The 16,800-nt window shown below is 57.2% G+C and carries 7 protein-coding genes and 2 pseudogenes; all 9 read left to right on the plus strand.

All coding sequences use genetic code 11. The features are described from left to right. Positions 1-66: 66 nt before the first annotated feature. Positions 67-2,538, plus strand: coding sequence for a DNA topoisomerase (ATP-hydrolyzing) subunit B (gene gyrB / locus LMG28727_RS17790; RefSeq protein WP_201643615.1), 2,472 nt, complete (start codon positions 67-69; stop codon positions 2,536-2,538). A 1,116-nt stretch (positions 2,539-3,654) separates the two neighbouring features. Further along, positions 3,655-6,716, plus strand: a pseudogene (locus tag LMG28727_RS17795) (type VI secretion system Vgr family protein). A 45-nt stretch (positions 6,717-6,761) separates the two neighbouring features. Beyond that, positions 6,762-11,459: an RHS repeat-associated core domain-containing protein gene (locus LMG28727_RS17800; protein WP_201643616.1), complete on the plus strand. Its 4,698-nt coding sequence runs from the start codon at positions 6,762-6,764 to the stop codon at positions 11,457-11,459. Next, on the plus strand, positions 11,456-11,887 hold the full coding sequence (locus LMG28727_RS17805) for a hypothetical protein (RefSeq protein ID WP_201643617.1): 432 nt from the start codon (positions 11,456-11,458) through the stop codon (positions 11,885-11,887). The genes LMG28727_RS17800 and LMG28727_RS17805 overlap by 4 nt, the downstream gene beginning before the upstream one ends. A gap of 154 nt (positions 11,888-12,041) precedes the next feature. Continuing rightward, positions 12,042-12,311 carry a PAAR domain-containing protein gene (locus LMG28727_RS17810; RefSeq protein WP_328810961.1) on the plus strand — a complete coding sequence of 90 codons (270 nt, stop codon included), beginning with the start codon at positions 12,042-12,044 and terminating at the stop codon, positions 12,309-12,311. A gap of 52 nt (positions 12,312-12,363) precedes the next feature. Then, positions 12,364-12,735, plus strand: coding sequence for a PAAR domain-containing protein (locus LMG28727_RS17815; RefSeq protein ID WP_328810932.1), 372 nt, complete (start codon positions 12,364-12,366; stop codon positions 12,733-12,735). Positions 12,736-12,888: 153 nt separating this feature from the next. Then, the gene (locus LMG28727_RS17820) at positions 12,889-13,557 is read left to right on the plus strand and encodes a hypothetical protein (RefSeq protein ID WP_201643619.1); all 669 of its coding nucleotides are present in this window, start codon (positions 12,889-12,891) and stop codon (positions 13,555-13,557) included. Between the two features lie 27 nt (positions 13,558-13,584). After that, positions 13,585-13,871 (plus strand): annotated as a pseudogene (locus tag LMG28727_RS17825) (PAAR domain-containing protein). A 247-nt stretch (positions 13,872-14,118) separates the two neighbouring features. Continuing rightward, the gene (locus LMG28727_RS17830) at positions 14,119-16,800 is read left to right on the plus strand and encodes a type VI secretion system Vgr family protein (protein WP_201643620.1); all 2,682 of its coding nucleotides are present in this window, start codon (positions 14,119-14,121) and stop codon (positions 16,798-16,800) included.

A 16,800-nucleotide genomic window follows, 5' to 3' on the forward strand; every position in this document is an offset into this window, starting at 1 on the left:
GTTTTTATGGTGTTTTGAAAAGTCCCGAGCAGCAACCAAGCAGCAACGCAGAACCGGAAAAAATCCATGACTGAAACGAACAATACGCAACCCGACAACAGCTACGGCGCCTCGTCCATTCAGATCCTCGAAGGTCTGGAGGCTGTGCGCAAGCGGCCGGGGATGTACATCGGGGATACATCGGATGGCACCGGTTTGCACCACCTCGTGTTCGAGGTGCTCGACAACTCGATCGACGAGGCATTGGCAGGCCATTGCAACGACATCCAGGTGATCATTCACGCGGACAACTCCATCTCGATCACCGACAACGGCCGCGGCGTGCCGACCGGTCTGAAGATGGACGACAAGCACGACCCGAAGCGCAGCGCCGCTGAAATCGTGATGACCGAGTTGCACGCCGGCGGCAAATTCGACCAGAACAGCTACAAGGTGTCCGGCGGGTTGCACGGCGTGGGTGTGTCGTGCGTGAACGCGCTGTCTGGATGGCTGCGTTTGACCATTCGCCGCGACGGCAAGAAGCACTTCATGGAATTCCACCGTGGCGTGCCGCAAAACCGCATTATCGAAGAGATTGACGGCGTGGCTGTTTCGCCGATCCAGATCACCGGTGACACCGAGAACCGCGGCACCGAAGTGCACTTTCTCGCCGACGAGACGATTTTCGGCAACATCGAATACCACTACGACATTCTGGCCAAGCGGATTCGCGAACTGTCGTTCCTGAATAACGGCGTGCGCATCAAGCTGACCGACCAGCGCACAGGTAAAGAAGAAGATTTCGCGTTCGTTGGCGGCGTGAAGGGCTTTGTCGAGTACATCAACAAGAACAAGTCCGTGCTGCACCCGAACATTTTCCACATCAGCGGCGAGAAAGACGGCGTGGGCGTGGAAGTGGCCATGCAGTGGAACGACAGCTACAACGAAAACGTGCTGTGCTTCACGAACAACATTCCGCAGCGCGACGGCGGCACTCACCTGACCGGGTTGCGTGCGGCGATGACGCGCGTGTTGAACAAGTACATCAACGATCACGAAGTCGCGAAGAAGGCGAAGGTCGAGACTTCTGGCGACGACATGCGCGAAGGCTTGTCGTGCGTGCTGTCGGTGAAGGTACCCGAGCCGAAGTTCAGCGCGCAGACGAAGGACAAACTGGTGTCGTCGGAAGTGCGTGCGCCGGTGGAAGACGTGGTCGCGAAGGCGCTCGAAGAATTCCTGCTCGAAACGCCGAACGACGCGAAGATCATTTGCGGCAAGATCGTCGATGCAGCGCGCGCGCGCGATGCGGCTCGGAAAGCGCGGGAAATGACGCGTCGTAAGGGCGTGCTCGACGGCGTTGGTTTGCCTGGGAAGCTGGCGGATTGCCAGGAGAAGGATCCGGCGAAGTCTGAAATTTATATCGTCGAGGGTGACTCGGCAGGCGGGTCCGCGAAGCAGGGACGCGATCGGAAGTTTCAGGCTATTTTGCCGCTACGCGGCAAGGTGCTGAATGTGGAGAAGGCGCGTTATGACAAGCTGCTTTCTTCGGAGCAGATCGTTACGCTGATTACGGCTTTGGGTTGTGGCATCGGCAAGGAGGACTACAACCTCGACAAGCTGCGTTATCACCGGATCATCATCATGACCGATGCTGACGTCGACGGTGCGCACATTCGGACACTGCTGCTGACATTCTTCTATCGTCAAATGCCGGAGATGATTGAGCGCGGATATATCTATATCGCGCAGCCGCCGCTGTTCAAGATTAAAGCGGGTAAGGACGAGCGGTATCTGAAGGATGAGGCTGAAGTTAATGCGCACATTCTGAAGCTGGCGTTGCAGGGCTCGGAGCTGGTTTCGTCCGAAGGCGCTACGCCGATTACGGGCGATGCATTGGGTGAGCTCGCTCGGGCTTATTTGCTGGCTCAAGGTGTGGTTAATCGGTTGAGCCGTTTGTATGACGCCGGTGCGCTTGAGGCCGTGATGGATGGGGTTGTTATCGACCTTTCCAGTGAGGAAGCGGCTGAAGCGTCGGCGGCTGCGTTGGAAGCCAAGCTGCGCGACGATCCGCTGAAGCCTGAAGTCAAGATCACGACGATGTACGACCCGGTGCGTGAATTGCGCTCGCTGCGCGTCGCGCGAACTCATCACGGTAATCAGAAGATTTCCGTGCTGGATCAGGATTTCCAACTCACCGCTGATTATCAACAGCTGATCAATACCGCTAATACGTTTAAGGGGTTGATTGGGGTTGGGGCAGTGATCAAACGTGGTGAGCGGAGTATGGCTGTTACCGACTTCAAGTCCGCTATGAAGTGGTTGCTGGCTGATGCTGAACGCAATGTCTCCAAGCAGCGCTATAAGGGCTTGGGTGAGATGAATCCTGGGCAGCTTTGGGAGACTACGATGGATCCGACTGTGCGTCGTCTTCTTCGGGTGCAGATTGAGGATGCTATTGCGGCTGATGGTATTTTCACGACGCTCATGGGGGATGATGTGGAGCCACGTCGGGCGTTTATTGAGTCGAATGCGTTGAGGGCGGGGAATATTGACGTTTGAGTTGTAGGTTTTCAGAGTTCGTGAAAACATTCTCACTGAGATGAAAATTATTTCTCAGTGTTTATGAAAATTTAGGTCAGTGTTGTAGCCCGGTCGACGTCCTGCGTCTGTCGGGCTATTTTATTTTTCGACACCGAAATCCACGCGACTAAATAGTAGGAAACATTAAATGCAATAAATATTGCACATTGCACTAGTGAAAACGAATTGCGCCACGAAGAGTCAATTTCCCCATCATTTCATGCGGCTGGAGATTCAATTGACGTCGGTCGATTTGCGATAAAAAATACTCCAATAGTTATTGACCATGCGTCGGTAATCAATAAAATAGCGTCTTCACTGAAAAAAGATGCTAATTTTAAGCAGGATCAAGCATGCCCGTCGATTTTGAGGGGCAATGAAAAAAGGAGAGATGGATGTAAAAACGGAGCAAAGCCCCCTATTGGAAGCTTGCCCCGCTGGTGGGCGCTGACGCTACCCGATCTAGTCAATCAAAGTATCGGCAATCGCCCGACCGCGGTCAAGTTTTTCTGATCTCGCAAGTTGAGAGGGTTTAATGCGCCCTTTTTATTTGCAAGCGGAGCAAATCATGCAAAACAAACCGCATACCGCCGTCAGTTTGACGGCCAGGCAGGGAATTCATCATACTCCCGCCCGAGAGGTAGTTCGGCCTACAGGAGGCATATTCCGTGGCCGTTTTCGCGACGACGACACAAAACCAACTTATGCGTTTAGTGTTTTTCTCAACCCGCATTCCGCTGACCTGTCGGCGCGGCTCGTCATTTCTACGCATTTAGCAGGCTTGGCGACAACGCCATGCCAAGAACACTCGGTACAAAGCACGGGTTTGGTGCGAGCCCAAGGCGATTGCGGAGAAGACCGACCTGCTCAGCAATTGGCAGGACGTCGCCATGTGCTGCTTTGCAAGAGACTTACAGATCCGGAGAAAATGGGAGCAGATGCACGTTATTAATACCGATATTAAACCGTCCAGCCGAACTTGGAAATAAATTCCGATTTAACAATTTCTTTTGAATATACGATTGCTGTAAACGTCTGATCTTTTGTATTATCGCGCGATAGCGCGGGGGCGCAATTTGCATAAAAAGAGGCGGTATGGGTGCGCAGGACATTATCGCGGCGATAAAAGGCGGGCTCGCGCAAAGCGATCGACTGCTTAAACTGGACACACCACTGGGCACCGACGTCCTTTTGCCACAAAGGCTGACGGGCCAATCACGCCTCGGGCGAGACTACGAATTTACGCTGGACGCTGTTTCAATCAACGACAATATCGAGCTGAAAACGCTAATCGCCCAGCCGGTCACGCTCTGGATCCAGCAGACCGACCAGTCGTACGTCCCGCATCACGGTTATGTTCATACCGCCCGTCGGTTAGGCTCTGATAGCGCGATTACCAGTTATCAGATCGGTTTTGTCTCCTGGATGCATTTTCTGCGTTTCAGAAAAGATGCACGGATCTGGCAGGATAAAGCCGTCGATGAGATTCTCACCGATGTATTCAATATGCATCCGCAGGCGCGGGGTGCATTCCGGTTCTCATTGCGTAATCCTTTGCCTCGGCGTTCGTTCTGCGTGCAGTACGAGGACGACTGGAATTTCTGTCACCGGCTGATGGAAACGGAAGGCCTGTTCGGCTACTTCGAACAGGCTGCCGATGGTAAATCGCACACGCTGGTTATCACCGACGATATCGGCAGCCTGCGACCGATTTCGCCGCAGGTGGTAGATTTCTACCGCTCGGGCACCAACAGCGAAGCCGACGCCTTCGTGCAGTGGAGCGGTACGCGCACGCTGCAAAGCACTACGCTTACTACGCGTACGTTTGACTACAAGGCCCCGTCGGCACCTGCCAATCCCAAAGGCACGACGATCCCGACGCTGACTACTCAGGGCAACCTTCCGCAGCAGGCGGAAGTGTACGAATACACGGGCGCATATACGTACGGACAGCAGGACCGCGGTGATCACCTCTCGAAGGTGAGGATGGAGGAATGGGAATCGCAGGCGAAGCGTTTCCACGGCGTAGGCGCAGTCCGTCGCATCGACGCAGGCCGCTGGTTCGAACTGCAAAACCACGCGGAGCACGACACTGGCAGTCAGCAGGACCGACAGTTCGCCGTTATCGCCGTCGAATGGGTCATCGAGAATAACCTGCCGGTCTCTGCCGGCACGACGGACTTCCCGCATAGCCTGAAGCAGGCGATCGCTGCGGCGAGTGCGCAGCACGCGAACGATCCCAGGTTGCTCATCAAGTCGGCCGATGGCAGCGAAGGCTTCTTCATGGCGACGGTCGACGCGCAACGCAAAGCTATCCCGTTCCGCAGTCCGCTTGAGCATCAGAAGCCCAGGATGCACATGCAGACGGCGGCGGTGGTAGGCCCCGCGAACGAGGAGGTCTTCACGGACCAGTTGAACCGCATCAAGGTACAGATGCACTGGGATCGGCTGAGCTTCGGAGATGAAAACGCGTCCTGCTGGATGCGGGTGGTTCAGTCAGATACGGGCGGCAGCTACGGTGCAGTCAACGTGCCCCGCATCGGTGAAGAGGTCATTGTGTCTTTCCTCGACGGCGACTGCGACAAGCCGCTCGTTACCGGCCGCGTCTATAACGGCGCAAAGACTCCCGACTGGCATTCGAACGGGATTCTCTCGGGCTACAAATCGAAGGAATATCAGGGCAGCGGCTATAACCAGATGGTGATGGACGACGCTACCGGCCAGAACCGGGTGCAGATGTACAGCAGCAGCGCAAACTCCCAGTTGCATCTGGGCTATCTGATCGCGCAAACGGGCAACTCGCGTGGGGAGTACCTGGGTAGCGGTTTCGACCTGAAGTCGGACGCATTTGGCGCGGTCCGGGCGGCACAAGGCATGTACGTGTCGACGCATCCGTCGACCGGGACCTCCAGCCAGCCCCTCGCCGTCCGTGAGGCGAACAGTCAGCTGGTCAATTCCGAAAGCATGATGGAGTCGTTAAGCCAGGCGAGCGAAACCCATCAGGCTGAAAGCCTGAAAGACGGCTACGACTCATTGAAGTCCTTCACGGACGCGACGCAAAACAGTGTCACAGGCGCCGCAAGCGACGGCGGCAATACTGCCGGCGGTGGCACGGGCAGTGCGAACGCGTTCAAGGAACCGATCATGCTGTTTGCGACGCCTTCGGGCATCGCGATGTCAACGCAAAATCGGCCCACATCGCGGCAACGGACCACATAAACCTGGTCAGCGGCCAGAGCACGCATATCGCGACAGGCAAATCGCTACTGGCAAGCGTCGGCGAGAAAATCAGTCTGTTCGTTCAGAACGCAGGCATGAAGTTGTTTGCTGCCAAAGGTAAGGTTGAAATCAAAGCGCAGTCCGACAACGTGGAATTCACTGCGCAGAAAACGTTCAGGTTGCTCTCGGCAACCGAAAAAATCGAAGCGGCAGCCGATCAGGAAATCCTGTTGACGAGCAGCGGCGCATACATCCGTATATCTGGCGGCAACATCGACATCCATGCGCCGGGAAAGGTCGATGTCAAAGGCGCGCAGCACAGCTTCAACGGTCCGACCAGTCAGGGCTATCCGCTGCCGGCCGCGCGCCCTGATCAACCGGGCCAACTCGAGTTGCTGCACCAGTATGCGAATGGCGAGGCGTTCAAGGGTGGAACGTTCTCGGTGCTGGACGCCAACGGCGCAATTCTACGCAAAGGCGCACTGGACGGGAGCGGGCACACGATCGTGAGCGGCTTGCCGGCCGGTGCTGCACAGGTCCAGTTCGGCGAAGATCCGCGCAACCAGTACGACCCGTCCAGCGTATTCAAGACCGCGACATGGCCTGCACAGCCGCCTCAGTCAGGCGGCGTCGCCACATCGGCACTCTCGCAGCTTGGTGGGTTGTTGCCGTCCGCCACCGGCGGCGCCGGTAAAGCGCTTTCCGGCGCAACGCAGCTCGCGAGTGTGGCGGGACAGGCGGCGCAAGGCAGCAGTGGGCTGACGCAGGCGCTAGGCGGTCAGGCCGTCGGACTCGCCCAAGGCGCACTTTCGCAAGCCCTTCCAGGGCAAGCCAGCGCCGCCTTGTCGAAGGCGAGCCAACTGGGAGCCGCGGCGAAGCAAATCAGCACGCTGGCGCAAACCGCGCGCGCGTCCGTACCTGCATTGACCTCTCTCTGAAGCTCGCGTCAGACGCGAAACCTCACCTTCCCAGAAAAAACCGCTATGGCCGAGTCTTCCGGTGTCCTTCTTCCCAAACCGACAGAGGTGTTCGTCGGTCCGCTGCTCCAGATAGAAACCGTCGATGTGAGCGCTGGCATCAAGGCCTGTGATCGCTGGCTGCGCAGCATTAGCGATGACTTCATCACCATCGAGCGCATCCAGATGGTGGCCAACGCCTTGCCCGTCGTAGCAAACATCATGGCAGCCGTGGATCTTGTGCTCGATATCAAGGACATGGTCGAGCACAGCCAGCAACGGAAAGATCCCGACGTGTTCGACTGGATGAACCTCGGTCTCGACCTGATCGGCATCATTCCGATTCCGCTTGGAACTGCGGAATTCCGCATGGGCGCGCGGCCGGTGATGAAGCTGGTTCGACAAAAGATCGTCGAAAGCGGCAAAGCAGTCGGAGAGGCGACGTTGCAGGTGATGCAGACTGCACTGTTGCAAGCGGTGATCGACAGCCTGAGCGAACAGTTCGCCGGCCGGATACAAAGCTTCGTGGACGGCGTCAAAAAGGAGCTGGATAGCCTGCTCAAGACCTGTGCGGAGTACATCGAGAAGTTCATGCTGGGCTTCGCTCATCTGTTCGCTCAGGCGGCCGGTGACGAGCCGCTCAGCGCAGCGGGAAATGTCCGTGCGGCTGGCCAACACCTGGACCAGGCAGCCGCTGGATTTGCGGCTCACGATGCCCGTAAAACCGCCAGCGGTCTCGGCCATCTGATCGTCGACTTCGTCAAGATTGAGGCGAAGGGGCTAATCAACACCGGCACGTACGTGGCGAAGGCGCTAGACGTCTCGTATCAGAAACCGTTACGTGAGATGGCGGCTGCGTTGCGGGCGATGGTGCCAATGGTCAAGGAGCGAATCCTGGCACTCGGTGGAACGGATGCTGGCAAGATCGGCTGGCTGATCAACCTCATTCAGGTCGCAATCGAAAAGAAGCGCGACATCCTGGCGCGTCAGCGCTTGCATTCGACCGGCATTAAAGAGCGTGGCACGACGAAAGTGCATCGTCAGGAGGGGGAGGGACAGAAGGAGACATTGCGGCATACGGAGGATGCGAAACATCCGGGCCCCAACGACGGCAAGGTTCATTGTCCAAGACCATCCCCACCTGCTCGCACCGGTCACTCAGTGGGCTTTGCGCTGGGTGACGAGCGGCTGAATCATCAGGATTTCGTCCTCCCCGGCGCGATGGCGATCGATTGGACAAGAACTTACCGTTCGTTCTTCGACGCGAACGACGAGCGAGGCGAACTGGGTGCACGCTGGATCACCGCGTACACCACGCGGCTCGATGTACGTCTCGACAAGCTGGTGTATCACGACGCCACGGGACGAAGCCTCGCTTACCCCCTTCTTGCACCGGGTGATGAGCACGACGATCGATCCGAGGGGTTCACGCTCGTCCGTCTCGATGAGCAATGGCTGACGCTTGCACGCGACCATGTGCTACTCGAAGTGTACGAAAAGCGAAACGACGCTTTTCGTCTCGCGTTCTATCGCGACAAGTCAGGCAACCAGGTCACGCTTGACTATGACGAGGCGCAGCGTTTGCACCGGCTGATTACGCCGCAAGCCGTGGTGGCGCTCCGGTACGACACCCAAGATCGAATCATCGAGATAGCTCATCACGACGTGGAGGGCAAGCGAGTCGGCACGCTCGCTACGTACGCTTACAACGCCGATGGCGACTTGGTCAGCGCGACGGATCGCTTCGGCAACCGGCGTGAGTATGCTTATCGCCATCACCTGATTACGCGCTACACGGATCGGACCGGACGAGGAATGAATCTCGAATGGAGCGGGACCGATCCAAAGGCCAAATGCGTCCGCGAATATGCGGATGACGGCAGTCATGACACACGCCTGGCCTGGCATCCGGATTTCCGCAAGGTGAGCGTGACGGACGCAACAGGCAACGTTACGCAGCACTACTACGATCTGCACGGTTATACGTTCCGTATCGTTTATCCCGATGGTCGCGAGGAGTGGATGTATCGCGACACCAATCACAATCTTGTCCAGCATGTCTATCCGGACGGCACTAGCGAGCGCATGACCTACGACGCTCGTGGTCGAATGGCGCGACATGCACGCCCGGACGGCAGCACGATTGAAATGGTCTACGACGAAAAGGACCACATGGTTCAGATCGTCGACCCCGAGGGGCATGCCTGGAAGCGCGCATATGACGATGCTGGCAATCTGGTGGAGGAAACGGATCCGCTAGGCCATTCCACGAAATACAGCTACAACGCGCAGGGCTTGCCTATCGAGGTAACGGATGCCAAGGGCGGCGCCAAGGTCATCGCTTACAACGAAGCCGGACAGATGACCTCGTACACGGACTGTTCAGGCAAAACGACGGCTTGGGAGTACGGCGTCGATGGGCGCCTGAAAACCGTAAAAGATGCGGCGGGTGGCACGACGACCTACCGCTATGGTTCGAATGGTTTTCCTCAGGAAATCCAGAGTCCGGCCGGCATCGAACGCATTCAGTTCGACGCCGAGGGACGCTTGCTGACGAGAACCGACCCGCTGGCGCGCACCACTCAGTACAGCTACGACGGCGCTGGGCGGATCGCCAGCCGTATCGATCCGATGGGCTATTCTCTGAGCTATGGCTACGACCGGCAGGGCCGTCTGGTTCGGCTGACCGATCAGAACCAGGCGACCTACCAGTTCAAGTACGATCCGGCCGGCCACCTGCTCGAATCGATCGGTTTCGACGGGATGCTAACTCGTTACGAATATGACGCGGAAAGCGGTCGGTTGTGCGCGATCGAGGAAGGCGGACAGAAAACGCATCTGGACTTCGATCGAGGTGGCCGCCTGACGAGTCGCGCCAGTGGCGAAGTTGAGGAACGATTCGCCTACGACGCAATGGGGCGGTTGATCGATGCCCAGAACGCCTATAGTCGCGTACAGCATTTCTTCGACGCGACGGGCAACCTGGTACGCGAGCATCATGCCTACAATCTTTTCGGTGTGCAGCGTAGCTACGTGTGGCACCACGCCTACGACGAGCTGGGTATGCGCGTTCGAACGGTGCGACCGGATGGTCACGCGATCGACTGGCTGACCTACGGCTCGGGCCACGTCCACGGCATGGCGCTCGATGGTGAGGAACGTCTTCAGATTGAACGTGATGATCTTCACCGCGAAGTGAAGCGCATTCTGCCCAGCAAGATTGTTCAGCGCACGGACTACGATTCGGCGGGACGGATGCTGCGGCAAACCATCCAGCGCGGCAACGCGCCGGCGCCGCTTGCTGCGCGCATATACCGTTACGATGCGGCCGGCCAGCTCTCACACATTGAGGATAGCCGTAAGGGCCTGACGGATTATCGCTATGACCCGCTCGGCCGGTTGGTCGAATCGATTGGTCCGGGTGGCACGGAACGGTTCTCGTTCGATCCCGCCAGTAACCTACTTGACGCAGGTACCCCGGAAAGGGCTCGCACCCATTCCACCTTGATCGCCTCTCGACCGGAGAGCACGTTGCCGGCAACGGCGCCCAAGGTGCTGGGAAATCTTCTCAAGGAATACGCAGGGACTCATTTCAATTACGACGAACGCGGAAATCTGACGGAAAAGCGTTCCCCCGGACGGATACAGAGCTTCGAATGGGACGGTTTTAACCGCCTGACGCGAGCACGCACGGAGAGGCTCAATGAAAGTGTCGAAGCACGTTACTTCTACGATGCGTTTGGTCGAAGAATCGCGCGAGAGGTGGACGGCGAACGGACTGTGTTTGGATGGAGCGGCAATACTCTCGCGTACGAAAGCAGTGTAAAGCGCAGCACGCATTTTGTTTACGAGGCCGGGTCGTATGTCCCGCTTGCACAGTATGCCGGGGAGCCGGTATCTGGGACACCAACACCGGTGGCTGGTGCGCATGAGCGGTATGCACCTGAAGACGATCCATTGCAACGCATCCCGGCGCCTGTTTCGGATGTACACCTGTTTTTCTATCACTGCGACCAGATTGGCACACCGCTTTTGCTCACCGATGAGCTGGGCGATGTAGCCTGGGAAGCATCGTACAAGGCTTGGGGCGAAGCAAAAGAGGTGATCGCCCGCGCCTCCAGTGCGACTGGAACCGCGCCGCAGAATCCGATCCGTTTTCAAGGTCAGCAGGCAGACGGCGAAACAGGGCTTGTCTATAATCGGCACCGTTACTACGACACCGATTCAGGGCGGTTCGTCAGCAAGGATCCGATCGGGCTGGCGGGTGGCATCAATCTTTATCAATATGCACCGAACGCCATTGGCTGGATTGATCCATTAGGTTGGGCTGGTGACAACATACTTGCGCTGCCCGCTCCTACCAATGCGGAACCATGGATGCCCAATACGCCGCTGATGTCGGCGCCTGCCCCGGCAGGCGGACTGACGGTCCAGATGGCGATGGCTCCTGGCCAGACACGTCCGGGGGGATGGGCGACAACGGATAACATCACCAGCGTCGATTACGTGCGCAACGATCTGGCTGTCACGCCCGAGTTTAAGCAGGACGTGTCTCACGTCCAGACCTTCCATATCCCCGAAGGTGTGCAGCTACAGCACGGTACCGTTGGTCCTCAAGAATACGGTTGCGCGTTGTATCCGGGGGGAGGAAGTCAGGTACAGATCCTAAACTACTCGGATCGGGCCAAGCTGGTTCCGATCGGAGCGCCGAGACCTATTGAATGAGTACTTTAGAAAAAATCGCGGACCTTCGGATCGTCGACCGCCACCCCGGTTACGACAAGGTCAACAATCCTCAGCGATTGAGCGTTGCGGAATTGGCGCCTGTCGGCCTTACGTGGCAGTCGGGCGGCGTTCAACACGCCATTCACAGTCAGTCGGGTGTGAGTGGACGACTTCTTGGTGACGCGAGCGGTATCGCAGTCGTTGAAGGGCCATACGACCCTTCGGCGAATCGGGCTTATATCGTCAATGCAGACGGGTCATTGAGGGCGCAAATTCCTGCACAAATCGGCGGCGATCGTGTCATGTTTTATGACGTGATCGAAGCTAACGGCTCAGTCGCATTTCTGGCTGCGGCGCCTGGAAGAGATGTTCGTATCGAAGTGCGAGAGGCAGACGGTGCCATCGTGCAAGTCACAGAAAGTCGGTAAGTGCACGTCGACGCGATGAACAGCGGTCTGACGCCTTGGTGCGACTCGACGCGTCGTGTCCAATGATGGGTAGGTCGCATCGCAGGTCGTCAAACTGGATTAGATTCGAACGGTTGCGGTAGACCTCGGAGACACATTGAAACGATATCTGGTTTTGAACGGCGACAAGACGACGGCCAATGGGGTCGTCCAAGCGACGCCAACTTCGATTCGATTGAGTGACAAAGACGTCGCCCATTACGGCGACGAGATTGCGTGCCCGGCTTGCAATTCGACGGGGAAAATCCAATGCGATGGACCGCGTCAGATAATGACGGCGCTGGACCGTAGGCACGCCGCCTTAAGTGATGACTTGTCTATATGTGGTTGCCATCCGCCGGCACGCTTGGTGACATCGCAGCAAATGATGTCTACCGAGGCGTAGCTAGATGGGACAGCAGAGTTCCGCATGCGGGCCCGGCCGGTTTGACTAAACCATGAACATCGATACAACGAACGGTAACGTAGCGGCTCGCGAAACAGGATTGAATGCCCGAGAAACCTTAAGCTCCAGAGACATCATGAAACGATTTCTAATTTTGAACGGCGACAAGACGACGGCTAACGGCGTCGTTCAGGCAGTGCCGGCCACCATTCAATTGAGTGATAAAGACGTTGCCCATGAAGGGGATCCGATCGCGTGCCCCGCTTGTAATACAACGGGGAAAATCCAGTGCGACGGACCGCGCCAGGTTATGACCGCGCCGGACGGAAGGCATGCCGCGTTGAGTGACGATTTATGCATTTGCGGCTGCCATCCACCGCCGCGACTGGTGTCCTCGCAGCAGATGATGTCCGTCGATGCCTAACGATTGACCCGCGCCTCCGCCTCTGTCTTAATCCACAACGGGGCACCGCGCGTGGGAATACCTGACCAACGAGGAAAGGGTCCACGTGCACGATAGTTTCTATCGAGGTTTGAAAGATGAGTTCACGCAGACTTTGTCCGCGCCATGGTTTTCATGGGGTACATCGAATCATCAAAGGATATTGATGCCTGCATCGGTGCGAGGGGACAGTTTGCTGCTGGTCAGCTAGTCAAGGTGTCGTTCGACAGACCGAAGCGCAGCAGGGAGGTCTGGGTGCACCTAGCTGAACTGGCCGAGTACGCACACCTCATCACTTACGCGGGAAAGACCGCTCATCTGAAAGACTTTCCGTCTATAGCCGCAATCGAAAGGTCTTTGGTTCCGGTCTGCCCGCGCTGTCTCGGCGAATTGTTGGCGCGCTCCGACGAGCAGCCCTTGCAGGTCACCTCAAGAGAAAGCGCTTTCGACACTTCTCTCGTCGCTGAAGACGCCAATGTGTCGGAAGACGTTCTCTCCTGCCCGATACATGGCCTTGTGCGTCCGAAGAGAACTTCGCCGCAGATTGCTGACGCAATCGATTCAGGTGGGGCGCTTCCAAGTAGCCCTTTGATTAAAACCATTCTCGAATCCGACAAACATGAAGACGTGTTCTGGTTTGAGGCCAGCTATTTGCGTAGGCGGTTTGGCCCGGGAATCGATTTGACATCGTCGACCTATCGGTTGAATTGGGGGGAGCAAGAGGAAGCACTGCTGGAAGGCGCCGTGCGGGTCTGCCCTGTGTGTTTACGCGACTTTCTTATTCGTAACGGTATCGGAGTCTGAACGACTACTTCAAGCCCGAGATATTTCATGAAACGATATTTGATTCTGAACGGCGACAAGACGACAGCTATGGCGTCGTTCAGGCTGTGTCAACCACCATTCAATTGAGCGATAAGGATGTTGCCCATGAAGGGGATCCGGTCGCCTGCCCCGCTTGCAATACAACGGGGAAAATCCAGTGCGACGGACCGCGCCAGGTTATGACCGCGCCGGACGGAAGGCATGCCGCGTTAAGTGACGATCTATGTATTTGCGGCTGCCATCCGCCACCGCGGCTGGTGTCCTCGCAGCAGATGATGTCCGTCGATGCCTAATCCAAGACGCGTGCCTGTGTCGCTGGCTTAGCCCACAACAAGACGCCCAAAAAAAGCAAGAAATATCCTTGCTGCAGCATTTATGGACATGCATGTTGTTTTTACCGAATTCATATGTGCATCGAATCAAGGCGAAACAAATTCCGATTTAACATTTGTTTTTGAATATACGATTGCTGTAAACGTCTGATCTTTTGTATTATCGCGCGATGGCGCGGGGGCGCAAATTGCATAAATAAGAGGCGGCATGGGCGCGCAGGACATTATCGCGGCAATAAAAGGCGGCTTGTTGCAAAGCGACCGCCTGCTTAAACTGGACACGCCATTGGGCGCTAATGTTCTTCTGCCACAAAGACTGGTGGGCCAGTCGCGCTTGGGCCGTGATTACGAGTTCACGCTGGATGCCGTTTCCACGTATGACAACATCGAACTCAAAACGCTGATCGCCCAGCCAGTTACGCTCTGGATGCAGCAAACCGACCAGTCCTACGCCCCGCACCACGGTTATGTCCACACCGCCCGCCGTTTGGGCTCCGACAGCACCTTAACCAGCTATCAGATCGGGTTTGTGTCGTGGATGCATTTTCTGCGCTTCCGGAAAGATGCACGGATCTGGCAGGATAAACCGGCTGATGAAATTCTCACCGATGTATTCAATATGCATCCGCAGGCGCAAGGTGCATTCCGTTTTGCGTTGCGCAATCCTTTGCCGCAACGCTCGTTCTGCGTCCAATACGAGGATGACTGGAATTTCTGCCACCGGCTGATGGAAACGGAAGGCCTGTTCGGCTATTTCGAACAGGCCGCCGATGGTAAATCGCACACGCTGGTGGTCACTGACGATATCGGCAGTCTCCAACCCTTGTCGCCCCAAAAGGTCGATTTCTACCGCTCAGGTACCAACAGCGAAACTGACGCTTTTGTGCAGTGGAGCGGCACCCGCACGCTGCAGAGCACGACGCTCACCACCCGCACGTTCGACTACAAGTCGCCATCATCGTCTGCGAATCCGAAGGGCACGACGGTCCCGACGCTGAGCACCCAGGGCAACCTGCCGCAGCAGGCCGAGGTGTACGAGTACACGGGCGCGTATACGTACGGACAGCAGGACCGTGGCGATCAGCTGTCGAAGATACGCATGGAAGAGTGGGAGTCGCGCGCGAAGCGTTTCCATGGGGTAGGCGCGGTACGCCGGATCGATGCGGGCCGCTGGTTCGAACTGCAAAACCACCCGGAGCACGACGCTGGCAGTCAGCAGGACCGGCAGTTCGCGGTGATCGACGTCGAATGGGTCATTGAGAACAACCTGCCGGTCTCTGCCGGGACGACGGACTTCCCGCATAGCCTGAAGCAAACGATAGCCGCAGCCCGTGCGCAGCACGCGAACGATCCAACGCTGCTCATCAAAGCGGCAGACGGCAGCGAAGGTTTCTTCATGGCGACGGTCGAAGCGCAGCGCAAGGCCATCCCGTTCCGGAGTCCACTTGAGCATCAGAAGCCCGAGATGCACATGCAGACGGCGACCGTGGTGGGTCCGGCGAACGAGGAAGTCTTCACCGATTCGCTGAACCGCATCAAGGTGCAGATGCACTGGGATCGCCTGAACCCCGGCGATGAGAACGCGTCGTGCTGGATGCGCGTTGCGCAATCGCATGCTGGTGGCGGGCATGGCGGCGTACATGTACCGCGCATCGGCGAAGAAGTCATTGTGTCGTTCCTCGACGGCGACTGCGACAAGCCGCTCGTCACCGGCCGCGTCTATAACGGTGCGAAGACTCCCGACTGGCATTCGAATGGGATCCTGTCGGGATATAAGTCGAAGGAATACCAGGGCAGCGGCTACAACCAGATGGTGATGGACGATGCCACCGGCCAGAACCGGGTGCAGCTCTACAGCACGAGCGCAGACTCCCAACTGCATCTTGGATATCTGATCGCGCAAACAGGCAACTCGCGCGGCGCCTATCTCGGCAGCGGCTTCGATCTGAAGTCCGATGCGTATGGTGCGGTCCGGGCGGGGCAAGGCTTGTATGTGTCGACGCATCCAACGACCGGGACATCAAGCCAGCCTCTCGACGTCCGTGACGCGAGTAATCAGTTGGTCAATTCGGAAAGCGTGATCGAAGCGCTAAGCCAGGCAAGCGAAACCCATCAGGCAGAAAGCCTGAAAGACGGTCACGACTCGCTCAAAACTTTTACCGATGCGACACAGAGCAGCGTAGCGGGCGCAACAGGTAGCGGTGGCAATACCGCAGGGGGTGGCACTGGCAATGCCAACGGCTTCAAGGAGCCGATCATGCTGTTCGCGACGCCATCGGGCATCGGGATGTCGACACAACGGTCAGCACACGTAGCCGCGACCGAGCATGTCAACCTCGTCAGCGGCCAGAGTACCCACATCGCAACCGGCAAGTCACTGCTCGTGAGCGTTGCCGAAAAGATCAGCCTGTTCGCACAGAACGCGGGTATGAAGCTTTTCGCGGCGAAGGGAAAAGTCGAAATCCAGGCGCAAGGCGATAACCTTGAAATCACCGCCCAGAAGACGCTGAAGTTGCTCTCCGCGACCGAGAAAATCGATGCGGCTGCCAAGCAGGAAATTCTTCTCACATCGGGTGGCGCGTACGTGCGCATTTCCGGCGGCAACATCGAGATTCATGCGCCGGGAAAGATTGACATCAAAGGAGCCCAGCACGCTTTCAGCGGCCCGACGAGTCTCGATCGAACTTACAACGCGGAGGGCAAGAAAGCCGACATGCGCATCCGCTACATGGATGCGGAAGGCAAAGTGCCCGAAGGTGAACCGATCAAGCTCGCGTCGGAGGATGGCGCGCTGCATAACGTCGTTCTCGATGGTGAGGGCAAAGGCGAACTGAAGGGCATCGATTTCGGCAAGTTCGTGGCAGACCAAGTCAAGCGAAGCGGAGAATAA

The organism is Paraburkholderia metrosideri (genome assembly GCF_904848625.1).
GTDB lineage: Bacteria > Pseudomonadota > Gammaproteobacteria > Burkholderiales > Burkholderiaceae > Paraburkholderia > Paraburkholderia metrosideri.

Excerpts from the sequence above, each read along its gene's own strand:
- gyrB (WP_201643615.1), top strand. The coding sequence starts at position 67 with ATGACTGAAACGAACAATACGCAACCCGACAACAGCTACGGCGCCTCG.
- LMG28727_RS17800 (WP_201643616.1), top strand. The coding sequence starts at position 6,762 with ATGGCCGAGTCTTCCGGTGTCCTTCTTCCCAAACCGACAGAGGTGTTC.
- LMG28727_RS17805 (WP_201643617.1), top strand. The coding sequence starts at position 11,456 with ATGAGTACTTTAGAAAAAATCGCGGACCTTCGGATCGTCGACCGCCAC.
- LMG28727_RS17815 (WP_328810932.1), top strand. The coding sequence starts at position 12,364 with ATGAACATCGATACAACGAACGGTAACGTAGCGGCTCGCGAAACAGGA.
- LMG28727_RS17820 (WP_201643619.1), top strand. The coding sequence starts at position 12,889 with ATGGGGTACATCGAATCATCAAAGGATATTGATGCCTGCATCGGTGCG.
- LMG28727_RS17830 (WP_201643620.1), top strand. The coding sequence starts at position 14,119 with ATGGGCGCGCAGGACATTATCGCGGCAATAAAAGGCGGCTTGTTGCAA.